We start from the raw sequence: 24966 nt of genomic DNA, 5'->3' as shown, positions 1-24966 counted from the left end.
CGCGCACCCTTCCGGGCACTTTGCCGATCGGGGGAAACGTGCTCGAGCGGATACGGGCGCGGCTCATCCCGCGTCGTGTTCCGCTGTGGTACCCCCGTGCCCCGGCTCACTTCACCCCAGTCCGTGGCCGTCGCCAGTCTGCACATCGCCGGCCCGGCGGCGCTAGAGGGGCAACTCCCCCACCTTTGTCCCGTACCCTCCGGCCGACCGACCCACCTTTGCCTTGACCAGCGAAGCCCGGCCACTACTTCCCAGTAGATACCGGAGGTCCGGACCACTTGTGCGGCAAGCGTCACGGCGCGCGAGCGCGGGAGGCAAACTCGCCGCGTCCGGTAAACCCCCGAACGGGCTAGCGACCGGCCCGGCGCACCCGCGGGCCGGCCGACGGAAACCGGGGGAAACCACCCCAGTCCGGCCGGTATCGCGGCACCACCATTCCAGTATTCGGTCCGCCTTGGCGCGGACCGGCCCTTCGTGTATCCAAGGAGAGCCTGTCCGGGGGGCCGGAGAGCTGGGGGCTCAATTCGATGCGTGAATACGATTGTTCCTTTTTCGCGGCCGCGCGCCGCGCATGCTGATCCGGTCGCCGGAGCTGGTCGGCCGGGACGCGCAGCTGCGGGAACTGGCCACGGCGTTCGACGCCGCGCTGGCCGGGCGCGGCGGCGCGGTCTTCCTCGCCGGGGAGAGCGGGATCGGCAAGTCCCGCCTCGCCAGGGAAGCCGCGGCACGGGCGGCCGGGCGCGGCGCCCGGGTGCTGCGCGGGCAAGGCAGCTCGGTCGGCCCGGCGGTGCCGTTCCGCCCGCTGGCCGAAGCGCTGTTTTCGCTGACGCGGGACGCCGAACCCGTCGACGTGGGCGAACTCGGCCCGTACCGGCCGGCGCTGGGTGTGCTCGTGCCCGACTGGCGCGGTGCCCCGGCGGACGATCCCGCACCGCCGCTGCTCGTCGTCGCCGAGGCGGTGCTGCGGCTGCTGGCCGTGGTCGGCCGGGCCGGTGGCTGCGTGCTGGTCCTGGACGACCTGCACGACGCCGACGCGGAAACGCTGTTCGTCCTGGAGTACCTGGCCGGCAACCTGGAGTCGACGCGGGTGCTGCTGATCGGCACGATCGGCGACGAGCCGTCCGCGGCCCGGGAGATCGCCCGGGCCGCGGCCCGGCGCGGGGTCTGCGCCCTCCGCACGCTGCACCCGCTCGGCCCCGGCGAGGTGCACGACGTGGTGGCGGCGTGCCTGGGAACGGAGCGGGCCCGGGTGCCCACCGCGACCGCGACCCACCTGTGGCAGCTGAGCGCCGGGATCCCGTTCCTGGTCGAGGAGCTGCTGCACGAGCTGGTCCACGACCGGGTGCTGACCGAGGGCGCCGGCGGGTGGCAGCTGGCGGACACGTCCGCCGGCGCGGTGCCCGCCGCTCTGGTCGGCAGCGTCGCCGCCCGGATGGCCCGGCTCGGCCCCGAGGGGGCCGGGCTGCTGAGCGCCGCGGCGGTGTTCGGGCTCCGGTTCGCCGTGCCGGTGGTGCAACGGGCGGCCGGGGCCGACGACCGGACCGTGGCGGTCTTCCTCGACGCGGCGGTCGAGGGACGGCTCCTCGAGCCGGATCCGGCGGCGCTCGGGTGGTACGCCTTCCGGCACCCGCTGACGGTCGAGGCCGTGCTCGCCCAGCTCGGGCCGACGCGGCACGCGGAACTCGCCCGGCTGGCCGCCGACGCCGCCGAGCTGCTGCACCCGGGCCTGCCCGGTGACTGGTGCGCGCGGGTCGCGCACCTGCGGCAGCTCGCGGGCGACCGCGCCGTCGCCGGGCGGCTGTTCGCCGACGCCGGGCACCGGGCGCTCGAGACGGCGGAGGCCGCTTCCGCGGTCACCTTCCTGGAGCGTGCGGACGCGCTGCTGACCGACAGCCCCGACCTGCCGTTGCGGGGTGCGGTGCTCGAGTCGCTGATCCAGGTGCTCGGCGAAACGGGGCAGACCGATCGCGCCTTGGCACTGGCGGGCCGCTTCTCCGAGTTCGGCCTGTTCGAGCGGGCCGCCGTGCTGCACGCGCGGGTGGCTTGGGCCGCGTACCTCGCCGGCCGGACCGAAGAGGGGCTCGTCCAGGTGGCCGCCGCCCGCACCCGGCGAGGGTCCGACCGGCAGCGCACAGCCGCCGACGCCGTACACGCCCTCCTGCTGCTCGGCCTCCCGGGCCGCGAAGACGACGCGGGCCGGCTCGCCGCCGGCGCACTGGAGCAGGCCGGACGGCACGACGACCCGGTCGCCGCCTGCCAGGCGGCCCTCGCCTTGGGCGTCCTCGCCCGGGACCGGGACCCGGCGGCGGCGAGCGAGCACCTCGAACGAGCCTGGCACCTGACCGACACGCACCGGATCCCGCTGTGGCGCACGCACGTTCTGCTCGGCATGGGCGAGCACGCGGCCTTCGCCGACGGCGACACCGGCGGGCTCGCCCTGGCTCGGCAGCAAGCGGAACGCGTCGGGGCGGTGGCCGCGACGCATGCGGCCGAAGCCGGGCTCGTCCTGCACGGGCTGGTGCTCGGCGGCGACTTCCCCGCCGCCGCACCGCGGCTCGAGCGGCTCACGGCGAGCGCCGTACACCACGGGCTCGGCGCGGTCGTCCGGCACGCCCACGCCCTCCGCGCGGTCTCCGCCGCGCACCGGGCCGACCGTGCCGGCATGACGGAGGCGATCGCCGACGCGCGTGCCGCCGGCGGCGACCACCACCCGGACCTCGCCCTGTGCCTCGGCCTGGGCCAGGCGTTCTGCGCGGTGCTGGAGGAAGATCGCGAACAGGCCCGCCGCGACCTCAAGCGCGCCGGCGACTCGCCGCTGGCCGGGCACCACGGGCTCCGGATCCTGCTAGACGTCCTTGCCGGGCAGGAGGATCCGGATGCGCCGCACGGCGGCCGGCTGCGCTGGGACCGGCAGTTCACCGCGCTGGCGCGGGCGGTGGCGCGTGGCCGCCGGGGTGACGTCGCCGGTGCGGATGCCGCGGTGCGGGAGGCGCGGGAGGCGGCGCGTCCCTACCGGATGGCCGCCCACCTCGGTGCCCGGCTCGTCGCCGAAGCCGCGCTGGCCGACGGCTGGGGCGACCCGGTCACCTGGCTGCGCGCGGCGGAGGAGTACTTCCACGACGCCGCGGTCCCGGCCGTCGCCGGGGCGTGCCGGGCGCTGCTGCGGCGGGCCGGGGAGTCCGTCCGCCAGCGGCGGCCCGGCCTCCAGCTGCTCCCCCGGGAGCTGCGCGACGCGGGGGTGACGGTGCGCGAGTACGACGTGTTCCGCCTGCTCGCGCACCGCCTCGGCAACACCGACATCGCCCGGCGCCTGCTGATCTCGCCGAAGACGGTCGAGAAGCACGTCTCCAGCCTGATGGCGAAGACGAAGCTCCCCGACCGCGTGACGCTCTTCGACTACGCGGCGGCGATCAGCCGCTGAGCCCGCGGCTCACTTGCGCGGCAGGCCCTGCGGGTTGACCTCCGACGCGGGCAGCGCCTCCGACGCGAGGTTCCAGCGCTTGAGGACCTCGGCGTACTGCCCGTTCTTGATCACGGTGTCCAGTGCCTGCTGCAGCGCCCGCACCAGGCCGCTGTCCTTCTTGGTCATCGCCGCGATGTCCGCCGGGATGGTGCCGCCGCCGGACACCGTGCCCACGATCTTCGTCTTCCCGTCGACGGCGACGTGGTAGGCCGACGTCGGGTTCGGGCCGGCGTAGACGTCGATCCGGCCGGACTGCAGCGCGAGGTAGTACTCGGAGGTCGCCTGGTAGTACTGGAACTTCACCGGGGCCAGCCCGCCCGCCTTGTTCTGCTGGTCCCAGCGCAGGAGGATCTGCTCCTGGTTCGTCCCCGCGCCGACGCCGACGGTGAGCCCGGCGATGTCCTTCGCCTCCTTCACCGCGATGTTCTTCTCGTTTTTGACCTCGAACGCGATCGTGTCCTTGCGGTAGGTCGCGAAGTCGTACTTGTCCTTGCGCTCCTCGGTCACCGTGATGTTCGAGAACCCGGCGTCGAACTGCCGGTTCTCCACCGAGAGGAACAGGTTTTCCCACGACGAGGCCTGCAGGTCGAGCTTCAGCCCGAGCACGTCGGCGACCAGCTGGGCGAGGTCGGGCTCGACGCCGATGACCGTCTTGTCGTCGTCCGCCCGGAAGGACAGCGGCGGGGTGCCGTTGCCGGTGGTGCCGACGACGAGGGTGCCACGGGTGCGGATGGCGGCCGGGACGAGCGCGGCGATCGCGTCGACCTGCTGCGCCCGGATCCGGTTCTGGTTCGCGGTGATGTTGACCCCGCCGGGCTGGTCCGCGGGTGCCGTGGTGGCCGCTTCGGGGCTGCCGCACGCGGCGAGCGCGAACACCGAAGCGAGCAGAAGCGTTCTCAGTCTCATGACTCTCCTCAAAGGACTTTCTCGACGAAGGAACGGGTGCGGGGGTGCTGGGGGCGATCGAGGACGTCGGCGGGCGGGCCTTGTTCGACCACCCGGCCCGCGTCGAGGAACACGACGGTGTCGGCGACCTCGCGGGCGAAGCCCAGCTCGTGGGTGACGACGACCATGGTCGTCCCGGCTTTCGCCAGGTCGCGGATGACTTCCAGGACCTCGCCCACCAGCTCGGGGTCGAGGGCCGAGGTCGGCTCGTCGAACAGGAGGACGTCGGGCTCGAGGGCGAGCGCCCGTGCGATCGCCACGCGCTGCTGCTGCCCGCCGGACAACCGCCGCGGGTACTCGGCCGCCTTCTCCTCGAGGCCGACCCGGGTGAGCAGCTCGCGCGCTTTCGCTTCGGCTTCGGCGCGCGGACGGCGTTGCGCGGAAATCGGTGCCTCGACGACGTTCTCCAGCACCGTCAGGTGCCCGAACAGGTTGAAGTTCTGGAAGACGAAGCCGATCCTGGTGCGCTGCTTGAGGATTTCGCGTTCCTTGAGCTCGTGCAGCCGGTCGCCCGAACGGCGGTAGCCCATCAGCTCGCCGCCGACGCTGATGAAGCCCCGGTCGGCGCGCTCGAGGTGGTTGATCAGGCGCAGCAGCGTCGACTTCCCGGACCCGGACGGACCCAGCAGGACGGTCACTTCGCCCTGACGCACCTGGAGGTCGACGCCGTCGAGGACGGTCAGCGCGCCGAAACTCTTGTGGACGCCCCGGACGTCCACCATGTACTCGGTGGTCATGCGCCACGCCCCAGGCGGCGCTCGAGGAAGAACTGCCCGACCGACAGCACGGTGGTCAGCGCGAGGTACCAGGCCGTGGCCACCAGCAGCAGCGGGATCACCCGGCCGCTGCGCGTGTAGATCACCTGGACCTGGTAGAACAGTTCCGGCAGGGCCATCACGTAGACCTGCGACGTCGCCTTGAGCAGGCCGACGATCTCGTTGGCCGCGGTCGGCACGATCGTGCGCATCGCCTGCGGCAGCACGATCCGGCGGAACTGCCGTCCGGCCGGGATGCCCAGCGCCGCGGCGGCCTCGCGCTGCCCGGCGTCGACCGAAAGGAACCCGGCGCGCACGATCTCCGCGGCGTAGGCGCCTTGGTGCAGGGCGAGCCCCAGGCCGGCGGCGAGGAACGGCGGGATCAGGCTCATCGTCCCCACCGAGACGAACGAGGGCCCGAACGGGACGCCGAACGAAATCTCGTTGTACAGGATCGCGAGGTTGTACCAGAAAAGCAGCTGGAGAATGAGCGGCACCGACCGGAAGATCCACGTGTAGGTCCAGCTGACCGCCCGCAACAGCGGATTGCGGGAAATCCGCATCAACGCCAATACCGTGCCCAGCAGGAATCCGGCGACCACGCCGAACAACGTCAGTTCCAGCGTCAGCGCGACGGCTTCCAAGATCGATTTCTGGAAGACGAACTTCGCGAACGTCGGCCAGTCGAAAGCCTTGTTGGTCAGCAACGCGTGGCCGGCCATCGCCACGAGAACGGCCACGACGACGGCGGCGATCCAGGTCAGCGGGTGCCGCGCGGGAACGATCTTCAGCGACTCTTCCGGGGCCGCGGCGGGCGCGGGCCGGGTGCCGAGGTCGCTGGTCATCTCGCCCCCGCGACGACGGGAGGCGCTTCGAAGGCGCGCCAAACGGATTCGGGCATGAGGGTACCTGTTCCGACAAGAACGGAAAGAAAAGCGCGAAACGCTTTTCCTGCTGATGCCCATGACCTTAAGAAGCCGGACCGAGCCGGGTCAATGAACCAGTTCCTGGTTCCAGATCCTGGACTTCAGTCCGGAACGGGCACGGCCACGCCGGGTTCGAACGGCGGAACCGGCGGCACGAATACCCATCCGGGCGCCCTCAAGGCTCTTGCGAGCGCGCGAATCCACCGCTTCACCCTGCGCTCCTTCCCCGGCCGGGACAGCCCGTCACGCGGTCGGGACGACCGTGACCGGGTGCCGGACGACCGCGCCGAACAGATAGCCCTGCGTGTTGTACGGCGCGACGTCCGGCTGGCTCGCTCCGGTCACGTCGGTCGCGCGCGCCCGCACCGTGTACGCCCCGGCGGTGCGGGGACGCCACGGGAACTCCCACCGCAGCCACCCGCGATCGGCGGTGGACCCGACCGGCTTCGCCTGCTCCCAGGTCGAGCCGTCCGTGCTCACCTCGACCCGCCGGATCCGGCCGTGGCCCGACCACGACCGGCCGCGCAGGACGTGCCGCCGCCCGGCCGCCAAGGTCGCGTCCCACGGGAGCTCGAACGCGCTCTTCACCACCTGCTCGGTCACGAGCGTGCCCTCGGCCGGGTAGTCCGGGCCCAGCAGCCGGTAGAACTGGGTGCTCCACGGCGACACCAACGGCGTCGCCGACACCTCGATCCGGCCCAGCCACTTGATCGACGAGATCCCCACCCACGACGGCACCACCAGCCGCACCGGGAAGCCGTGGTCGGGCGGCAGCGGCTCCCCGTTCATCTCGTAGGCCAGCAGGACGTCCTGCAGCGCCTTGCCCACGGGCAGCGGCCGCCGCACCTTGCCGAGGTTCACCCCGCCCGTCACGTAGTCCGGGTCGAGTCCCTCGGGGAGCACGTCGACGGCGTCGCGGGTCAGCCCCGCCCTGGCGAGCACCGTCGCGAGGCGGACTCCGCGCCAGCGCGCGACCCCGACCGCGCCGAGCTTCCACGCCGTCCCGCTCACGGCCTGCCCTTGCTGGCTGGTGAAGAAGCTCCGGCCGTTGCCCGCGCACTCGATGAACGCGGTGATCGTCTCGGACGGCAGCCGGCGCAGGTCCCGGTAGGTCAGCTCGACCGGGTTCGCCGCCGTGGGCGCGCCGCGCAGGCCGGAACCGAACAGCCGCAACCGCCAGCCGGCGGCGTCGAGCACCGGGGTCGAGGTGTGATCGCGGACGAAGAACCGGTCGACCGGGGTCAGGTAGCCCTGCCCGCTCATGGCTTCCCAGCGCGTCTCGGCGTTGGTGCCGTAGACGTCGAACCACTCCGGCGGCAGGGGTTTCACGATCGGGCCGGCGGCCGACGCCGTGCCCGGTGCCGTCCCGAGCGCGGTCAGCGCGAGGCCACCGGCGGCCGTCAGCCGCAGCAGGCCGCGCCGGCTCAGCCCCGGCAGGCGCGCCTGTCCCGCCTGCCACTGCGCCCAGCGCACCCGGTCGTAAGCGGACTCGTCGTTCGGCACGGTCATGGGGGCATCTTCGGGGGGCCGCCGACGGCGGGCCAGCACGTCCACGGTGCGGAACGGGGGCGTCGAAGCTGGCGAGTCCACATCCTGAGCACCCGTGCGGCCACCCCACGACGCGGGATACCTGTGGAGCGTCCGCGCCGGAGGAGGAGACCCGCCATGCCTGATGTCCCGCTGTCGGTGCTCGACCTCGTCCCGGTCAGTTCCGGGTCCGACGTCGCCGAGGCCGTGCGTAACACCGTCGACCTCGCCCAGCGGACCGAGCGCTTCGGCTACCACCGCTACTGGTTCGCCGAGCACCACCTCAACCCGGGCGTCGCCGGAGCTTCGCCGCCGGTGCTGATCGCCCTGGTCGCCGGGGCCACCAGCCGAATCCGGCTCGGGTCCGCGGGCGTCCAGCTCGCCCACCGCACGCCGCTGGCGGTGGTCGAGGAGTTCGGCCTGCTCGAGGCACTCCACCCCGGACGTCTCGACCTCGGGCTCGGCCGCAGCGGCAAGCAGCTCGTCCGCGAATATTCCGCGGCGGCCGCCCGGCCGCCCGAACCCGCGCGCCGGGCCGGCGGCCTGCTCGTCCCGCCGAAACCCGACTTCAGCCGGCTGGCCGGTTCGCCGCGGCTCGCGCTGACCTTCCAGCTCCTCCAGCAACCCGGCGCCGAATCCCCCGACTACGGCGAGCAGGTCGGCGACATCCTCGCCCTGCTGGCCGGCACCTACCGGTCCGCGGAAGGCCTGCGCGCGCACGCCGTGCCGGGCGAAGGCGCGCGGCCGGAAGTCTGGATCCTCGGCAGCAGCGGCGGCCAGAGCGCGTCCGTGGCCGGCCGCAATTCCCTGCGGTTCGCCGCGAACTACCACGTCAGCCCGTCCGGTGTGCTCGAAGCCGTCGGCGCCTACCGGAAGGCCTTCCAGCCCTCGGACGCGCTCCCGGAGCCTTACGTCGCGGTGTCGGCCGACGCCGTCGTCGCCGAGGACGACGCCACCGCCCGCGAACTGGCCGCCGGCTACGGCTTGTGGGTCCGCGGCATCCGTCGCGCCGAGGGCGCGATCCCCTTCCCCACGCCGGAGGAAGCCGCCGAGCACGCGTGGACGGACGAAGACCGCGCGCTGGTCGCGGACCGCGTCGACACCCAGTTCGTCGGCTCCCCCGCGACCGTGGCCGACGGGCTGCGCCGTCTGCAAGAGGCAACCGGCGCCGACGAGCTCGTGATCACGACCATCACGCACCGGCACGCCGACCGGGTCCGGTCCTACGAACTGCTCGCGGAGCACTGGAACCGATCAGCCTGACGTGAGTCCGTCCCCGAACGCGGCCGCGTGTGCGGCGGCGCACCGGCCGGGCAGGTCCGGCGGGGTGATGACGCTCCCGGCGATGGTCATCCGCGGCCGGAGCGGGACGGCGCGCACCCGCGCGGACCGGACTTCGGCGGCCTGGTCCGCGGGCAGCACGGTCCAGCTGCCCGGGTCGGAGCCCACCTCGACGACCGTGTGCTGCGGCGTCCCGGCGGGCCGGCCGAGCCGCGCGGACGGTCCGAGCGCCGAAGTGACGGCGTCGTGCAGCGCCGGGTCCTGGTCCCGGGACGGCAGGCGCAGGGTGCTCTCCGCCAGCTCGTCGACACCGACCGCGGTCCGGCCGGCCGCGGGGTGCCGCCGGGACAGCACGGCCAGCAGCGGCTCGGTCCAGCTCGGCAGCACCTCCAAGCCGTCGGCCGCGTGCACGCCCCTGGCCAGCGCCAGGTCGATTTCCCCGTGCCGCAGCGCGGCCAAGCGAGCGGTGAGCGGCAGGTCGACGAGGACGACGTCGAACGGCGACGCCTCGCGCAACGCGTCGATGCCGCGCTCGAGGCGCGTGGTGAAACCGGCGCCGATGCCGATGCGCATCGTGCCCCCGGCCGCCCCGGCGGCTCCCCGGACCCGGTCGGCCGCCGCCAGCGTTTCGCGCGCCGCGTCGAGCACCCGGTGCCCGGCCGCGGTGAGCCGGACCCGGCGGGGGGTGCGGTCGAACAGGCGCGTCCCCAGCTCGCGTTCCAGCTGCGCGATCTGCCGGCTGACGGCGGGCTGGGCGATGTGCAGCCGCTCCGCCGCGCGGCCGAAGTGCAGCTCGTCGGCGACCGTGACGAAGTACCGCAACGCTCGTAGCTCCACCGAATCCTCCTCCGCCGATGCCGCCAGGTTATCGCTGCGCGTCGGCACCGGATCTGGTTCGCGGCCGAAGCGGGTGGTGAGCTCGTCCCATGACCATCGACCTCGGCACCCTCGGCGCCCACCTGCGCGACCACCAGGCGACCCCGGACGGGGCCCGCGAACTCGAACGGGCCGGCTACGGCACGCTCTGGCTCGACGCCTCACCACCGGCCGACCTCGCCCAGGCCGAAGAGCTGCTCGACGCCACCACCCGGCTCGTCGTCGGCACGAGCATCGTCAACGCCTGGACCGCCGAAGCCGGTACCGTCGCCGCTTCCTTTCACCGGATCGAAGCGGCGCACCCCGGCCGGTTCCTGCTGGGCGTGGGGATCGGGCACCGCGAAGTCCACACCGAATACGCTTCACCGCACGCCAAGCTGACGTCCTATGTGGACGCCCTGACCGCGGCCGGGGTGCCCGCCGAGCGGATCGTGCTGGCCGCGCTCGGACCGCGGATGCTGCGCCTGGCCCGCGATCGCACCGCCGGCACCGTCCCGTGCATGGTCACCCCGGACCACACCCGGCAGGCGAGGGCGCTCCTCGGCCCCGGAAAGCTGGTGCTGCCCGGCCACTTCGCGCTGCTGGAGACCGACGCCGCCCGGGCCCGGGCACTCGCGCGCTCCCAGCCGCCCGGTGCCGCCCTGCGGGTCACCAACTACGCGGCCGCACTGCGCCGCCTGGGCTTCACCGACGAAGACCTCGCCGGTTCCGGCAGCGACCGCCTCATCGACGCACTGGTGGCGTACGGCGAGCCCGCGACCGTCGTGGCCGGACTGCGAGCTCACTTGGAGGCCGGGGCGGACCAGGTCGGCGTCTACCCGGTCGGCGACGATCCGATCGCGACACTGACCACGATCGGCGAAGCGATGCGGACTCGGCCGGCGAGCTCGGCGGGATTCAGGCGGAATCTGGCCGGATAGCCAGTTGTCGCCGGGGCCGGCGGTGCGGAGCATGGCACCTGATCATCATCCGCGAAAGGGTTGCCGATGCCTCACCCGCGAGTCGAGACCAGCGCATGAAAGCGTTTCTCCTGTCCGTGCACGTCCTCGCCGCCATTCTCGCCATCGGGCCGGTCGCCGTCGCGGCGAGCATGTTCCCCGCCGCGGCTCGCGTGGCGCACCTCGCGCCGGACGACCCGCGCAAGAACGCGGTTCCCGGTGTGCTGAACCGGATCACGCGCGTGTACGCGGTCATCGGGATCTTCGTGCCCGTGTTCGGCATCGCGACCGGAGCGGCCCTCGGCGTGCTCGGCGAAACCTGGCTGATCGTCTCCATGGTCCTGACCGGGATCGCCGCCGTGCTGCTGATCGGCCTGGTTCTCCCGGGCCAGCGACAGGTCCTCAGCACCGGCAGCCCGGACCGCCGCCTGGCGATGACCACGGGGATCTTCAACCTGCTCTGGGCGGTGGTGGTCGTGCTGATGATCATCCGCCCCGGCTCGACGACGGGGGTCGGCCGGTGAGCGCCCGACGCGCGCTGCGGGTGCTCGGCACCCTCGAGCTCGGTTCCCTGGCCGTGCTGCTGCTCAACCTGGTCACGGTCCACCACCGGACGGTCTCCGGCATCGTCGGCCCGGTGCACGGCCTGGCCTACACCGCCACGATCGTCACCGCGGTCCTCGTGGCGAACGGGCGAAGCCGGATCTGGGCCCGGGCCCTCGTCCCCGGGTTCGGCGGACTGCTGGCGGCCCGGGCCGTCCTGGCGGCAGCCGCGAGAAGCCGGCGCGGCTGACACCAGAACAGCCCGGACGGACCGGCGGGCTACGAGGTTTTGGCGAACTCCGCCACGATGCGCTCGCAGAAGGCCGGCAGGTCGTCGGGCGACCGGCTCGTGGTGATGTTGCCGTCGGTGACGACCTGCTCGTCGACCACCTCGGCTCCGGCGTTGCGCAGGTCGGTGCGCACGCTGGGCCACGACGTCAGCCGGCGGCCCCGCGCGACGTCGGCCTCGACGAAGTTCCACGGGCCGTGGCAGATCGAGGCGACCGGCTTGCCCGACTGGACGAAGTCGCGGACGAACCGCACCGCGGCGGGTTCCATCCGCAGCTTGTCCGGGTTCACCGTCCCGCCCGGCAGGAGCAGCGCCTCGTAGTCGTCGACCGATACGTCGCCGACCAGCTTGTCCACCTTGAAGGTGCCGGCGTCCTCGAGATCGTTGTTCCGGGCCTGGATTTCGCCGTCGGAAATGGAGACCACGGTGGTGGCAGCGCCGGCGTCGTCCAGCGCTTTCCGCGGCTCCTCCAGCTCGACCCGCTCCACCCCGTCGGCCGCGAGGATGGCGACCCGGCGTCCGTTCAGCTCTCCGGCCATGTCAGGCACCCGCTCCCGCCATCGCCGGGTGCAGGACGACCTTCGTCCAGCCGTCGTCCCGCTTGTCGAAGTGCTCGTAGGCCTCCGGCGCCTGGTCGAGGGGCAGCTCGTGGCTGACGATGAACGACGGCTCGGCCTTGCCCGCGGCGATCAGGTCGCGCAGCTGCCGGTTGTACTTCTTGACCGGCGCCTGACCGGTGCCGACGTGCTGGCCCTTGAACCAGAACAGGCCGTAGTCGAAGGCGAGTTTGCCCTGCTTGGCCAGCTCGTCCTCGGCGCCGGGGTCCTGGGGCACGAAGACGCCGACGTTGCCGATCGTCCCGGTGAACCGCACCGAGGCGACCAGCCGGTTCATCGTCAGGTTGGCCTGCTCGTGGCCGTCGGGGTCGTGCGCCTGGTAGCCGACGCACTCGCAGCCGTTGTCCGCGCCCAGCCCCATGGTCTCGTCCAGCACGGCCTGCACCGGGTCGACCTTCGAGTCGTCGATGGCGATCGCGCCGATCGATTCGGCCAGCCGCAGCCGGTCGGCGTGCCGGTCGACGACCATCACCTTGCTCGCCCCGCGAATGGTCGCCGAGAGCGCGGCCATCAGCCCGACCGGGCCCGCGCCGTAGATGACCGTCTGGTCGCCGGGCCGCACGCCGGCCATCTCGGTGGCGTGGTAGCCGGTCGGGAAGATGTCGGCGAGCATCACGTAGTCGGTCTGCCGCTGCTCGGCGTCCTCGCCCAGGCGCAGGCAGTTGAAGTCACCCCAGGGCACGCGCAGCAGCTCGGCCTGTCCCCCGGCGTACGGGCCCATGTCGGCGAAGCCGTACGCGGCACCGGCCATCTGCGGCTCGGGCTGGGCGGTCAGGCAGTAGTTCGTCAGCTGCCGTTCGCAGTTCTTGCAGTGCCCGCACGCGATGTTGAACGGCATGACGACCCAGTCGCCCACTTGGACCTTGTCGACCCCGTCGCCGACCTCGACCACCTGCCCCATGTTCTCGTGCCCGAACCAGCGGCCGTGCTCGAAATCGGTCCGGCCCTCGTACATGTGCAGGTCCGAACCGCAGATGTTCGCCGACGTGATCCGCACCAGGACGTCGGTCGGCCGCTCGATCCGCGCGTCCGGCACGTCCTTCACCTTGACCTTCCGCGGCCCTTCGTACACCACTGCTTTCACGGCTTCCTCCTTGTCGCAGCTGTCCCCCTCGGGCCGCGAATTTCCGCCGAAGATCCCGCTAAACCCCAACCGCTCGATGGATGGGTCAGCTGACGTTGAAGTTCTGGTCCACTTCGGCCGCCAGTGCGCGCAGTGCGCCGTCGAGGGACTCGCGCACCTCGTCGGGGTCGGCCGCGTCATCGACCTCCACCTGCAGCTCGGCCTGGCTGGCCCCGGACCCGCTGCCGACGACGCGCAGGCGGCCGGGCCAACCGTCGTGGCCGGCCGGGCGCCACTCCACCCGCCCTTCGGCCGCACGCAGGTCGATGTCGTACTCGCGCGAGTCGCCGCCCGGCAGCCACGCCTTCGCGCGGGTGGGGTCGGACGCGGTATTGAGGACGATGTCGGCGTCGGCCGCCATCGCGTGGCTACTGGTCACGGTGCGTGTCGCCATTCCGGCACACTCCTTTCGGTTTTGCCCCGGCAGACGGGTGTACCCCCGGGCGGCCCGGGTACGCGGGGACGACGCCGACGTTGCGGAGGACCGCATGACCGAACTGCCCATTCCCGACTACGACCAGATCCCGCTCGGCTCGCTGCGCCACCACATCCGCTCCCTGGACGAGCAGCAGCTCACCACGCTGATCGACCACGAGCGGGCGCACGCCGCACGCGTACCGGTGCTGCAGCTCCTGGAGGCCCGCCTCGACGAGCTGCGGCACGGCGCCGAGCCCGCGCCCGGCGACCCCGCGGCCACCCCGCCGACGCCCGACACGGCGAACGGCTCACCCGTCAGTGAGGCGACGGCGGCCGAGGGATCCACCCCGTTGCGCCACGGCGTCGCCGGCCTGACACCCCGGCGTGGCCGGCCCTGAGCGGCTACTCGGCCGGGGACCGCGTGCCGGCCGGACGCTGGAACAGGCTGAACAGCCACCACAGGGACGGCACGAGCACGAGCGCCCCGGCCCCCAAGACGGCCAGGGTCGCCGACAGCACCGACGGCGTGGCCGCGCCTTCGGCGATGGTGACGTCCGGTTCCAGCAGGTACGGGTACTGCCCGGCGGCCCAGCCCCACAGCAGGGTCCCCACCGCGAGGGCCGCCGTGATCCGCACGGCCAGGTACCGGCGGCGCAGCAGCAACACCAGTGACACCGCGCCGGACAGTGCCGAGAGGATGACGACCGGCAGGCCGCGGTGGGTGAGGCCGTCGAACAGGCGCGGGGCGTCGGTGGCCAGCACCGGGATCCCGGCCGCCGCGATCACGCCCAGCGCGAGCCCGGTCGCCAGCGCCCGGCGGCGGAACGCCTCGACCAGACGGGGATTTCCGGCCCGCCGGGCGTCGGCGCAGAGGTAGGTCGCGGCGAGGTACGCGGCCGCGCCGACCGCGAGGACGCCGCCCAGCACCGACGTCGGGTTCAGCCAGCTGGTCAGCAGGTCGCCGCCGGCGATCGTGACCGGGACGCGGCCCGAGGCGACGCCGCCGGCCACCGTGCCGAGGAAGAACGGGGTCAGCACGGAGGAAACGGCGAACGCCGCCCCGAAAAGCCGTTGCTGGGCCAGCGTGTCACTGGCTTTCCGGAACGCGAACGCCGCGCCGCGGATGATGATGCCCAGCGCCACGAGCGTCAGCGGGATGTACAAAGTGGACATCACGGCGGCGAACACCGGCGGGAACGCGCTCCACAGCGTCACGAGCACGAAGATCAGCCACACGTGGTTCGCTTCCCACACCGGGCCGATCGCGTGCTCCAGCAGCTCGCGCTGGTCCCTCCCCCGCTCCGCGCCGCCGGCGAACAGGTCCCAGAACCCGGCGCCGAAGTCCGCCCCGGCGAGGAGCACGTACAGCGTCAGCCCGACCCAGAGGACGGCGACGGACCAGTCGGCCAGTGTCATGACGGCGTGTCCACCTCCTGCGGTGCCGCGCGCCGGTCGGTGCGGGCCATGCGGCGCAGCACGTAGACCGTCCCGATCGTGAGCACGACGTAGACCGCGAGCACGACGATCAGCCCGGCCAGCAGGCCCGGTGCGGGGTTCACGGCGTCGGCCGTCCGGAGGTGGCCCCAGACGATCCACGGCTGGCGCCCGACCTCGGTGGTCACCCACCCGGCTTCGAGCGCGCAGCAGGCGGCGACGCCGCTGACCGCGACCGCGCGCAGGAACCACCGCGACCGCGGGACGTCCCGGCGGCGCCACCACACGAGCGCCAGCCAGGCGCCGAGCGCGAGGAGGGCGAACCCGATGCCGACCATGACGTCGAAGGACAGGTGCACGATCGCCACCGGGGGCCGGTCGGCCACCGACGTCCGGTCGAGCCCGGTGATCACCGTGCCCGGGCTGTCCCCGACCAGGAGCGACAACCCGTTCGGGATCTCCAGGCCGTAGCGCAGTTCGTCGCCGACCGGGACACCGCCGATGGTGAGCGGGACGTGCGAGCCGGTGCGGTAGACGCCTTCGAGCGCGGCGAGCTTGGCGGGCTGGTTGCCGGCCAGGAACCGCGCGGCGTAGTCGCCCGCGGCGATCTGCAGCGGCGTGAGCACGGCGGCGAACGTCAAGGGGATCAGCAGGCCGAGCCGGTGGTGGCGGTCGCGCCGGCCGCGCAGCATGCCCACCGCGTAGACGCCGGCGATCAGGTAGCCGGTGACCATGAACGCGGCGAGGATCATGTGGATCGTCTCCGGCGGGGTGGCCGGGTTGAACATCGCCGCCCACGGGTCGACGCCGGTGACCCGGCCGGAGTCGAGGTCGAACCCGCGCGGCTGGTTCATCCAGGCGTTCGCGCTCACCACGAAGAACGCCGACGCGACCCCGGCGACGACGATCGGGACCCCGGCGAGCAGGTGCCGCCGCGGCGGGAGGCGGTCCCAGGCGTAGAGGTAGATGCCGAGGAAGATCGCTTCGACGAAGAACGCGATGCCCTCCAGGGTGAACGGCAGGCCGATGACCTGGCCGTAGGTGCCCATCAGGCCGGGCCACAGGATGCCCATCTCGAAGCTGAGGATCGTGCCCGACACCGCCCCGACGGCGAACAGCACGCCCATCGCCTTGGCCCACCGCCGGGCCAAAAGCAGGTAGGCCTCGTCGCCGGTGCGCAGCCAGCGCCACTCCGCGAACAGCGTCAGCGCGGGCATCCCGACGCCCAGGCAGGCGAGGATGATGTGCCAGCCCAGCGAGATCGCCATCTGGTCCCGCGCCGCCAGCAGGTCCAGCGGCGCGGCGGACGAGGTCAGCACTCCGGTCACGCCGGGCGGCTACCCGCGGCCGGGACCGGGAAACCCCGGCCGGACGACCGTTTGTGCCCCGGCGGCCCGGGTAGCCGCTCTGGAGCCCGATACCCGTACCCGATCGCTGAGGACGGTGCCTTCGCATGACCGGCTTCCTTCCGCGAGACCAGGGCGACAGCCCGCTCGACGAGTTCCTCGCCCAGTTCTTCGGCCAGGCTTCGCCGGGACGGCGGGCGTACTCCGTCGACCTCACCCGCCTGCTGAGCGAGCAGGCCAGGGCGTTGTTCGCCGAGGCGGCCAACCGCGCCGCCGAGTGGGGGCACCGGCACGTCGACACCGAGCACCTGCTGTGGGCCGCCGCCCAGACCCCGGCGACCGCGCACCTGCTCCAGCAGGCCGGCGTCGACCCGCGGCGGCTGGCCGAGCAGCTCGAACGCGACTGCGGCGGCCACGGTGACGCGACGACCCCGACCGGTCTGGCCCCGGGCGCCAAGCGTGCCCTGCTCGACGCTCATCAGCTGGCCCGCGGGCTCGGCTCCTCCTACATCGGGCCGGACCACCTGCTGTTCGCGATGGCGACGAACCCCGACTCCGAAGCGGGCCGGCGGCTGCGTGAGGCCGGCGCGACCCGTGACCGCCTCCACGAAGGCACCGCGGACGGGCAGACCCGGCTCGCGCGGGCCGGCACGCCCACCCTCGACCAGTACGGCGAGGACCTGACCGAGCGGGCCCGCGAAGGCCGGATCGACCCGGTCATCGGCCGCGACGACGAGATCGAGCAGACCATCGAGGTGCTCTCGCGCCGCACCAAGAACAACCCCGTGCTGATCGGCGAGGCCGGGGTCGGCAAGACCGCGATCGTCGAAGGGCTCGCCCAGCGGCTGGCCGACGACGACGTCCCCGACATCCTCAGCGGCCGCCACGTCGTCCAGCTCGACCTCACCGCCGTGGTCGCCGGCACCCGCTACCGCGGCGACTTCGAGGAGCGGATGTCCGCGCTGATGAAGGAGATCCGCGACAACCGCGACCGGCTGATCGTGTTCATCGACGAGCTCCACATGATCGTCGGCGCGGGCAGCGGCGGCGAAGGCGGGGGCCAGGGCGCCGGGAACATGCTCAAGCCGGCCCTGGCCCGCGGCGAGCTGCACGTCGTCGGCGCGACCACCCTCGACGAGTACCGCACCGGCATCGAACGCGACCCCGCGCTGGAACGCCGTTTCCAGCCCATCCTCGTGCCCGAACCGAGTGTCGAAGACGCCGTCGCGATCCTGCGCGGCCTGCGCGACCGCTACGAGGCCCACCACCAGGTCCGGTACTCCGACGAAGCCCTGCACGCCGCGGTGGACCTGTCCGACCGGTACCTCACCGAACGGTTCCTGCCCGACAAGGCCATCGACCTGATCGACCAGGCCGGCGCGCGCGTCCGGCTGCGCTCCCGGACCCGGCCCGACCGCGTCCGCGACCTGGAGACCCGGCTGGAGGAGCTGCAGCGCGACAAGGACCAAGCCGTCGCCGAGGAGAACTTCGAACGCGCGTCAGCCCTGCGTGACGAGATCACCGAACTGCGGGCCGGGCTCGAACCGGCGGACCGGCGCACCCCGGACCGGGTCGTGGAGGTCACCGACGCCGACATCGCCGAAGTCGTCTCGCGCCTGACCGGCGTGCCGGCGGCGCGGCTCACCGAGTCCGAACGCGACCGGCTGCTCAAGCTCGAAGAGCACCTGCACGGCCGGGTCGTCGGGCAGGAGGAAGCGGTGGACGCCGTCGCCGAGGCCGTCCGCCGGTCGCGCGCGGGACTGGCCGAACCGGACCGGCCGTTCGGCAGCTTCCTCTTCCTGGGCCCGACCGGTGTAGGCAAGACCGAACTCGCCCGGACACTCGCCGAAGCGCTCTTCGGCGACGACGACCACATGATCCGCGTCGACATGAGCGAGTACTCCGAGCGGCACACCATCAGCAGGCTGATCGGCGCGCCACCCGGGTACGTCGGCTACGACGACGCCGGCCAGCTCACCGAAGCCGTCCGCCGCCGGCCCTACTCCGTCGTCCTGCTCGACGAAATCGAGAAGGCGCACCCCGACGTGTTCAACATCCTGCTGCAGGTGCTCGACGACGGGCGGCTCACCGACGGCCGCGGCCGCACCGTCAACTTCGCCAACACCGTCCTCATCATGACCAGCAACCTCGGCTCCGACCTGGTCACCAGTTCCACGCAGGGCGCGCTCGGCTTCGGCCCGGCCCGCGACGACGCGAGCGCGAACCTGCGCGAGCGGCTGATGCGGCGGCTGCGCGAAAGCTTCCGGCCCGAGTTCCTCAACCGCATCGACGAGATCATCGTCTTCCGCCGCCTCGAGCCCGAGCAGCTCGACCGGATCACCGAACTGCTGCTGGAACGCACGAAGCGGCGAGCGCACGCCCACGACGTCACCGTCGAGTTCACGCCCGCGGCGATCCGCTGGCTCAGTGAAACCGGCTACGAGCCGGAGTTCGGGGCGCGGCCGCTGCGCCGGGCGATCCAGCGCCACGTCGACAACCGGCTCTCCACCATGCTCCTCGACGGCCGCCTCGAACAGGGCGCCACGGTCCGGGTCGACGCCGGTGACGGCGGCCTGACCTTCGAAACCGCCGTGCCGGCGAGCTGACCGATGCCGGCCGCCACGGCGTGGGCGCCCCTGCGGCGGCGGATGTTCCGGGCGTTGTGGATCGCCCAGTTCGCCGGGAACGTCGGCACGTGGGCGCAGACCGTCGGTGCCCAGTGGCTGATGGGCGACCTCGGGGGCTCCGCCTTGGAGGTCTCCCTCGTCCAGACGGCCATGACGCTGCCGGTGTTCTTCCTGGTCGTCCCGGCCGGGGCGCTCGGGGACATCTTCGACCGGCGCCGGCTGCTGCTGGCCGGCCAGACCGTCATGCTCGCCGGCGCCGCGGCCCTGGCCGCGGTCACCGCCGCGGACCACGTCTCGCCGGGCTCGCTGCTGGCGCTCACCGCGACCATGGCCGTCGGCCAGGCCCTGTCGGTCCCGAGCTTCCAGGCGATCCAGCCCGAACTCGTCCCGCGCGCCGAGATCGCCACGGCCGCACTGCTGAACAGCGCCAACGCCAACATCGCCCGCGCGGTCGGGCCGGCGCTCGGTGGCGTGCTGATCGCCGCCGTCGGCGCGGAGGCGACGTTCGCGCTGAACGCCGTCTCCTTCCTCGGGGTGCTCGCGGTCGTGTTCGCCTGGCGGCGTCCTCGCACCGACCGCCCGCTCGGCTCGGAACGCCTCGTCGCCGCGACGCGGGCGGGCGCCCGGTACGTGCGCAGCGCGCCGGCCTTCGCGACGGTGCTGGCCCGCTCGGCGTCGTTCATGCTCTTCGCGGGCGGGCTGTGGTCGCTGCTGCCGTCGCTCGCCCGCGGCCCGCTGCGCCTGGACGCGGGCGGTTACGGCGTGCTGCTGGCCTGCCTCGGCGCCGGCGCGGTGACCGCGGCGGTCGTGCTGCCGTCACTGCGGGCGGTGCTCGGCACCAACACCGTGATCGCGGCGGGCACGGTGCTCTACGGACTGGCCGACCTCGTCGCCGGGCTGACCGGCTCGCTGCCCGCGGTGGTGGTGGCGTTGTTCCTCGCCGGCGTCGCGTGGATCGCCGTGCTGTCCACGCTGAACTCCGCGGCCCAGCTGCTGCTGCCCGCGTGGACCCGGGCCCGGGCACTCGCCTACTACCAGCTGGTGTTCATGGGCGGCCAGGCCCTCGGCGCGCTGGTGTGGGGCTTCGTCGCCGACGTCGCCGGGCTCGCGACGGCGTTCGCCGTACCCGGTGCCGGCCTGGTCGTCGCGGCCCTGGTCGGCGGCCGCGCGCTGCGGCTGCCCGACAGCTCGTTCGAGCTGGGCCGCACCCGCTACTGGCCGGAACCCCCGGAGGCGACCGCGTCCGGTCCGGTGCAGGTCCAGATCGAATGGCGAGTCCCCGCGCAGCGCACCGCGGAGTTCGAGCGGGCGATGCAGCCGGTCGGCTGGTCCCGGCGCCGCAGCGGCGCGACCCGGTGGCGCCTGCACCGCGACCTGGACGACCCGGAGCTGTTCGTCGAGCAGTTCGTCGTGCCGAGCTGGGACGAGCACCTGCGCCAGCACTACGAGCGGTCGACGGAGCTGGACCGCCAGCTCGACCAGCGCGTGCGAGCCTTGACCGTCACCGGTGACGCGCCGGTGGTGCGGCACCTGGCGCAGACGGTCCTGCCGCGGCGGGACCGCCGGCTCCTCGGCCGCTCCCCGCGCCCTTGGCCGCCGTCAGACCGCGGTGGCGTCGTCGGCGGCGGTCCGGACGCCACGGTCGCGATCGAGCGCTCCCCGGGTCTCCGGGCTCGCCAGGAGCGCGATGAGGAACACCAGGGCCGCGCCCGCCAAGAAGAGCGCGAGCCGTGAGGGGACGTCCGGCAGCTCCGGGCTGAGCAGGCTCACCAGGGTCGGCATCAGCCCGCCGAGCATGAAGCCGAGGTTCCAGCTCACCGCCGTGCCCCTGGCCCGCAGCCCGGTCGGGTACCGCTCGTTGAGGAAGATCATCAGCGGCGCGTACGCGGCGTTCGACAGCATCACCATGAGCGCGCACAGCACCGCCACGAGCCCGCCGCGGCCACTTCCGGCGGCGGCGATGCCCCAGGTGAGCACCGGCAGCGCGACCAGGTTGACCAGGCCGAACCCGAGCATGGTCCGGCGGCGGCCGAGCCGTTCGCTCAGCTCGCCCGCGGCGATCGCCGCGCCGACCACCACGACGCTGCTGACCAGCAGGATCGCGCCGCGCAGGCCGGCCGGGATCCGGACCACCTCGCTGAGCAGGGTGGGCAGGTAACCGGACGTCAGGTAGTACTGCGCACCGCCGCCGGCGGCCACCGCGATGTTCAGCGCGAGGATTTTCTTGCCACGACCACGGACCAGCTCCCGGAACGGCACCGGAGCCTCCCGTTTCCCTTCGAACTCCGGGGATTCCTCGACCTTGCGTAGCACGAACAGGCTCAGCAGCGCGCTGAGCAGGCCGCAGAAGAACAGCACGCGCCAGCCCCACTGGTCGAACGCCGGGCCGGGGAAGATCGCCGAGACCACGATGTAGGCCGTGCTGGCCAGCGCGGCCCCGAGCCCCGCTCCCCCGGCCCCGATCAGCCCGCTCATCAGGCCACGCCAGCGCGGGCCGATGCTTTCGGTGCCGAGCGTGTGCGTGGTCGCGGTGACGCCGCCGACGAACAGCCCCTGCGCGACCCTCAGCGCCAGGAACAGGATCGGGGCGAGCACGCCCACCGAGGCGTGGGACGGGACCAGCCCCATCGCGGCCGTGGTGACGCCGACGCCGCTCATCACGAGCACCATGGTTCCCTTGCGTCCCTTGCGGTCCGCCAGCTCCCCGAAGAGCGCGGCGCCCGCCGGGCGCATCACGACGGTGACCGCGAACGAGCCGAACACCGCGGCGATGCCGAGGGTCGGGCTGGTGCTCGGGAAGATGTTCTTGCTGATCGGACCGGCCACGTAGAGCAGCAGGAAGAGGTCGAACAGGTCGAAGGACCAGCCGGCGACGGAAGCGAATACCGCGGCACGAGGCGACTTCGGCCGTGGTGCGATATCGGGTGTCAAGGTTTTCCCCTCACGGGACAGGGATCAGCGGGACTTGCGGCGCAGCGCGGTCCGGATCCGGGCGAACAGCGGGGCGAACAGGAGTTTCAGCGCGCTGGGCGCCTTGACCGGGCCGCTGGGTGCCTGCCCGGACGTCGCGGCTTCGCGCAGGGCGTCCGCGAACTGCTCGAACATGCGCCGGCTCACGTCGCCGGCCAGTGCCCGGCCGAACTGCGCGATGCGGCCGGTGAGGTAGACCTTGGCCTCGGCCCGCATCGCGGTGCCGGTGGCCGTGGCCTCGGTGCGCAGCACGATGTCGGCCTGGGTCTGCGCGCCACCGGTGTCCTGCCCCTGCGCGAGCACGCGCAGGCACTGACCGGCGCGGTCGTGCTCGACGACGTGCGCGACCCCCTTGAAGGCGAGCTTGATCGGGCCCACCGACACGCGCGCGCGGCCGGCGTAGTGGTCGTCGCCCAGGTCTTCGGTGAGCTCCGCGCCGGGCAGGCACCGGGCGAGCAGCGAGATGTCGTCGAACACGCGCCACACCGCGTCCACCGGCACGCCGATCCCGGTCTCGATGTCGACGGCGATCGTCGGGTCCCCGTCCGGCAGCACGATGTCGATCCGGGGGGTGTCCTCTGTGGACTCGATGGCTTCACGGCCGTCGGTGCTGCCGCCCGCCTGACCGGTGGCCCGGCCGACGAGCGCGCGGTGCGCGCAGTTGCCCGGGGCGGGGATGCCGTCGGGGTGCGCCTCGCGAGTTTCGTTGACGGCGGTGAGGATGTTGCGGTAGCCGGTGCACCGGCAGATGACCCCGGACAGCTCTTCGGGCAGTTCCTCCTCCGTCACCTCGGGCTTCGTGCTGAGCAGGTCGTAGGAGCTCATCAGGAACCCCGGGGTGCAGAAACCGCACTGCAGCGCGTGGTTGCGGCCGAACGCCTCCTGCAGGGGGTGCAGGTCGTCCGGCCGGCCGAGGCCCTCGACGGTGACGACGTCCGAGCCGTCGAGCTGGACCGCGAACAGCAGGCAGGCACGGGCCGCCTGCCCGTCCACGAGTACGGTGCACATCCCGCACACGCCGTGCTCGCAGCCCACGTGCGTGCCGGTGAGCCCGAGGTGGTCCCGCAGGGCGTCGGCGAGCGTGACCCGCGCGGGCAGGCTGAGCACGGCGGGTGTGCCGTTCACCGTCATCCTGACCTCGACGAGGTCGTCCGCCGCCGCCTTCACGGCGCGGGGTTTCCCGTTCTGTGCCACCACTTCGGTCACGAATCCACCTCACCGGCGCTCTTGCGAGCGCGCTCGTATGCCTTGCCCAGTTCCCGGCCCGCCAGCGTGCGGAACAGCCGGCGGCGGTAGTCGCGGGACGCGTGGGCGTCGCCTTCGGTGTCGACCAGTTCCTCCGCCACCGCGGTGAGCGGGCCGGACAGGGCACGGCTCACGTCGCCGCCGCTCTCGTTCAGCGCGGCGGCCAGCTCACCACTGACCGAGCGGGTGACCGGCCGGTCGGACACGCCGAACCCGGTCAGCTCCGCGTCGGTTTCCCCGCCGCGGACGCGGACCCGGGCGACGACCCCGGCGAGCGCGAAGTCGCCGTGCCGGCGGGCGATCTCGGCGAACCCGAACCCCTCGCCCGCCGCCGCGACCGGGAACCGCACGGCGGTCAGGATGTCGTCGGCCCCGAGCGCGGTCGTCATCGCGCCGGAGAAGAACTCCCGCGCCGGCACCCGCCGGGCACCGCCAGGCCCGGTCACGGTCAGTTCGGCGTTCAGGCAGCACGCCACGGCCGGCAGTTCGGCGGCCGGGTCGGCGTGCGCGAGGCTGCCGCACACGGTGCCCCGGCTGCGCAGTTCCCGGTGCCCGACCCACGGCAACGCCATGCCCAGCAAGGGAACCGCCGCGCTCACCGGGTCGCGCTCGATCCGCCGCTGGCGCACCGTGGCGCCGATCTCGAGGTACCCGCCCGCGACGCCGAGGTGGTCGAGCTCCGGGACGGAAGTGATGTCCACCAGGGTTTCCGGGCGGGCGAGCCGCATGGCCAGCACCGGGACCAGCGACTGCCCACCCGCGATGACCTTGCCGCCGCCGCCCGTGCTCGCGAGTTCGGCGATCGCGTCGGGCAGACTCGACGGCCGGACGTAGGCGAATGGTGCGGCTTTCATGGTGTCAGCTCACCGGCCCTGGAACTTCGGCGCGCGCTTGCCGGTGAACGCGGCGACGCCCTCGGCGAAGTCGTTGCTGGAACGCAGCATCGCGTACGCCTTGCGCTCCAGCTCGATCCCGGAGTACAGCGGCGCGTCCACGCCCTTGTCGAGCACCTCCTTGGCGGTGCGGGCGGCCAGCGGGGAGAACCCGAGCAGCACGCCCACGATCCGCTCCACCTCGGCGTCCAGGGCGGCGCGGTCCTCGACCACGTTCGCCACCAGACCCCAGTCGCCCGCCTGCTGCGCGTTGATCCGCGACGCGGTCATCACGTGGTACTTCGCGCGGGACAGGCCGATCAGCCGGGCGAGGCGCTGCGTGCCGCCGGAGCCCGGGATCATGCCCAGCCGCATCTCCGGCAGCGCGAACTCGGCGCGCTTGGTCGCCACCCGGATGTCGGTGGACAGCGCGAGTTCCAGCCCGACGCCGAAGCAGTAGCCGTCGACCGCGGTGATCACCGGCTTGGGGCTGCGCGCCGGGGCGGTGACGTTCTGGCCGAGGTCGGTGAAGTCGATCGGGTCGACCTCCATGAACCCGGCGATGTCGCCGCCGGAGGAGAAGTGCTCGCCTTCGCCCTGGATGACGACGACCTTGATCTCGTCGTCGGCGTCGATCTCGGCGAACCGGTCGGCCATCACCTGGCGGGTCTCCCAGGTGATGATGTTGTACTTGCCGTGATCGAGGGTCAGGTAGGCGACCCGGCCGTCGTGGCCGCGGTCGAGCCGGATCTCGCCTCCGGTGAGTGCCATC

The 24966-nt window shown here is 72.9% G+C and carries 21 protein-coding genes and 1 pseudogene; 8 read left to right on the top strand and 14 right to left on the bottom strand.

The window, feature by feature from the left end:
- The first annotated feature begins 571 nt into the window (after nt 1–571).
- Nucleotides 572–3421 carry a helix-turn-helix transcriptional regulator gene (locus tag SD460_RS32315; protein WP_318307169.1) on the top strand — a complete coding sequence of 950 codons (2850 nt, stop codon included), beginning with the start codon at nt 572–574 and terminating at the stop codon, nt 3419–3421.
- A 9-nt stretch (nt 3422–3430) separates the two neighbouring features.
- Here the strand turns inward: SD460_RS32315 and SD460_RS32310 are convergent, their stop codons facing one another.
- The 4 genes from SD460_RS32310 to SD460_RS32295 form a co-directional block, all read right to left on the bottom strand.
- A complete protein-coding gene (locus SD460_RS32310; protein WP_290050935.1) occupies nt 3431–4369 on the bottom strand; it encodes an ABC transporter substrate-binding protein in 939 nt (312 codons plus the stop codon).
- An 8-nt stretch (nt 4370–4377) separates the two neighbouring features.
- Nucleotides 4378–5145, bottom strand: coding sequence for an amino acid ABC transporter ATP-binding protein (locus tag SD460_RS32305; RefSeq protein WP_290050933.1), 768 nt, complete (start codon nt 5143–5145; stop codon nt 4378–4380).
- Entirely contained in the window at nt 5142–6008 is an 867-nt protein-coding gene (locus tag SD460_RS32300; protein WP_290050932.1) for an amino acid ABC transporter permease, read from the bottom strand. The genes SD460_RS32305 and SD460_RS32300 overlap by 4 nt, the downstream gene beginning before the upstream one ends.
- A 324-nt stretch (nt 6009–6332) precedes the next feature.
- Nucleotides 6333–7598 carry a sulfite oxidase gene (locus SD460_RS32295; RefSeq protein WP_290050930.1) on the bottom strand — a complete coding sequence of 422 codons (1266 nt, stop codon included), beginning with the start codon at nt 7596–7598 and terminating at the stop codon, nt 6333–6335.
- 156 nt (nt 7599–7754) lie between these two features.
- Between SD460_RS32295 and SD460_RS32290 the strand changes: the two genes are divergently transcribed.
- Nucleotides 7755–8879: an LLM class flavin-dependent oxidoreductase gene (locus SD460_RS32290; protein WP_290050928.1), complete on the top strand. Its 1125-nt coding sequence runs from the start codon at nt 7755–7757 to the stop codon at nt 8877–8879.
- Here the strand turns inward: SD460_RS32290 and SD460_RS32285 are convergent.
- Entirely contained in the window at nt 8871–9734 is an 864-nt protein-coding gene (locus SD460_RS32285; protein ID WP_290050925.1) for a LysR family transcriptional regulator, read from the bottom strand. The genes SD460_RS32290 and SD460_RS32285 overlap by 9 nt on opposite strands.
- Nucleotides 9735–9823: 89 nt before the next feature.
- Here SD460_RS32285 and SD460_RS32280 point away from each other — a divergent pair, with 89 nt between their 5' ends.
- The 3 genes from SD460_RS32280 to SD460_RS32270 all read left to right on the top strand — a co-directional run bounded on the left by SD460_RS32280 (nt 9824) and on the right by SD460_RS32270 (nt 11504).
- The gene (locus tag SD460_RS32280; RefSeq protein ID WP_290050924.1) at nt 9824–10693 is read left to right on the top strand and encodes a TIGR03620 family F420-dependent LLM class oxidoreductase; all 870 of its coding nucleotides are present in this window, start codon (nt 9824–9826) and stop codon (nt 10691–10693) included.
- A 95-nt stretch (nt 10694–10788) separates the two neighbouring features.
- The gene (locus tag SD460_RS32275; RefSeq protein WP_290050921.1) at nt 10789–11235 is read left to right on the top strand and encodes a hypothetical protein; all 447 of its coding nucleotides are present in this window, start codon (nt 10789–10791) and stop codon (nt 11233–11235) included.
- Nucleotides 11232–11504 (top strand): hypothetical protein, encoded by a 273-nt coding sequence (locus SD460_RS32270; protein ID WP_290050919.1) that lies wholly within the window; start codon nt 11232–11234, stop codon nt 11502–11504. The genes SD460_RS32275 and SD460_RS32270 overlap by 4 nt, the downstream gene beginning before the upstream one ends.
- 29 nt (nt 11505–11533) lie before the next feature.
- Here SD460_RS32270 and SD460_RS32265 read toward each other — a convergent pair whose 3' ends face one another.
- The 3 genes from SD460_RS32265 to SD460_RS32255 all read right to left on the bottom strand — a co-directional run bounded on the left by SD460_RS32265 (nt 11534) and on the right by SD460_RS32255 (nt 13677).
- Complete coding sequence (locus SD460_RS32265; protein ID WP_290050916.1) at nt 11534–12082, bottom strand: type 1 glutamine amidotransferase domain-containing protein; 549 nt, start codon at nt 12080–12082, stop codon at nt 11534–11536.
- 1 nt (nt 12083) lies between these two features.
- Nucleotides 12084–13244: a glutathione-independent formaldehyde dehydrogenase gene (locus tag SD460_RS32260; protein ID WP_290050915.1), complete on the bottom strand. Its 1161-nt coding sequence runs from the start codon at nt 13242–13244 to the stop codon at nt 12084–12086.
- An 85-nt stretch (nt 13245–13329) separates the two neighbouring features.
- On the bottom strand, nt 13330–13677 hold the full coding sequence (locus tag SD460_RS32255) for a hypothetical protein (RefSeq protein ID WP_290050913.1): 348 nt from the start codon (nt 13675–13677) through the stop codon (nt 13330–13332).
- Between the two features lie 94 nt (nt 13678–13771).
- Between SD460_RS32255 and SD460_RS32250 the strand changes: the two genes are divergently transcribed.
- A complete protein-coding gene (locus tag SD460_RS32250) occupies nt 13772–14098 on the top strand; it encodes a DUF8129 domain-containing protein (RefSeq protein WP_290050911.1) in 327 nt (108 codons plus the stop codon).
- 4 nt (nt 14099–14102) lie between these two features.
- Here the strand turns inward: SD460_RS32250 and SD460_RS32245 are convergent, their stop codons facing one another.
- Together SD460_RS32245 and SD460_RS32240 are read right to left on the bottom strand one after the other, a co-directional pair.
- Entirely contained in the window at nt 14103–15116 is a 1014-nt protein-coding gene (locus tag SD460_RS32245; RefSeq protein WP_290050909.1) for a cytochrome d ubiquinol oxidase subunit II, read from the bottom strand.
- The gene (locus SD460_RS32240; protein WP_290050906.1) at nt 15113–16462 is read right to left on the bottom strand and encodes a cytochrome ubiquinol oxidase subunit I; all 1350 of its coding nucleotides are present in this window, start codon (nt 16460–16462) and stop codon (nt 15113–15115) included. Before SD460_RS32240 ends, SD460_RS32245 begins: the two co-directional genes overlap by 4 nt.
- A gap of 125 nt (nt 16463–16587) precedes the next feature.
- Here SD460_RS32240 and SD460_RS32235 point away from each other — a divergent pair, with 125 nt between their 5' ends.
- Both SD460_RS32235 and SD460_RS32230 read left to right on the top strand, forming a co-directional pair.
- Complete coding sequence (locus SD460_RS32235) at nt 16588–19086, top strand: ATP-dependent Clp protease ATP-binding subunit (protein ID WP_290050904.1); 2499 nt, start codon at nt 16588–16590, stop codon at nt 19084–19086.
- 3 nt (nt 19087–19089) lie between these two features.
- Nucleotides 19090–20631, top strand: a pseudogene (locus SD460_RS32230) (MFS transporter); the annotation flags it as partial.
- Between the two features lie 75 nt (nt 20632–20706).
- Here SD460_RS32230 and SD460_RS32225 read toward each other — a convergent pair.
- From SD460_RS32225 to SD460_RS32210, 4 genes are read right to left on the bottom strand one after another with little or no spacing between them, the layout of a single operon-like run.
- Nucleotides 20707–22038, bottom strand: coding sequence for an MFS transporter (locus tag SD460_RS32225; RefSeq protein WP_318307168.1), 1332 nt, complete (start codon nt 22036–22038; stop codon nt 20707–20709).
- 24 nt (nt 22039–22062) lie between these two features.
- Nucleotides 22063–23283 carry a xanthine dehydrogenase family Fe-S subunit gene (locus SD460_RS32220; RefSeq protein ID WP_290050900.1) on the bottom strand — a complete coding sequence of 407 codons (1221 nt, stop codon included), beginning with the start codon at nt 23281–23283 and terminating at the stop codon, nt 22063–22065.
- The gene (locus SD460_RS32215; RefSeq protein WP_290050897.1) at nt 23280–24176 is read right to left on the bottom strand and encodes an FAD binding domain-containing protein; all 897 of its coding nucleotides are present in this window, start codon (nt 24174–24176) and stop codon (nt 23280–23282) included. The genes SD460_RS32220 and SD460_RS32215 overlap by 4 nt, the downstream gene beginning before the upstream one ends.
- Before the next feature lie 9 nt (nt 24177–24185).
- Complete coding sequence (locus SD460_RS32210; RefSeq protein WP_290050895.1) at nt 24186–24965, bottom strand: enoyl-CoA hydratase/isomerase family protein; 780 nt, start codon at nt 24963–24965, stop codon at nt 24186–24188.
- Between the last annotated feature and the right edge of the window lies 1 nt (nt 24966).

The sequence above is a fragment of the Amycolatopsis solani genome (assembly GCF_033441515.1).
Taxonomy (GTDB): domain Bacteria; phylum Actinomycetota; class Actinomycetes; order Mycobacteriales; family Pseudonocardiaceae; genus Amycolatopsis; species Amycolatopsis solani.
The sequence above is the reverse complement of the archived record's forward strand: the minus strand, read 5'-3'. Positions and strand labels throughout refer to the sequence as shown.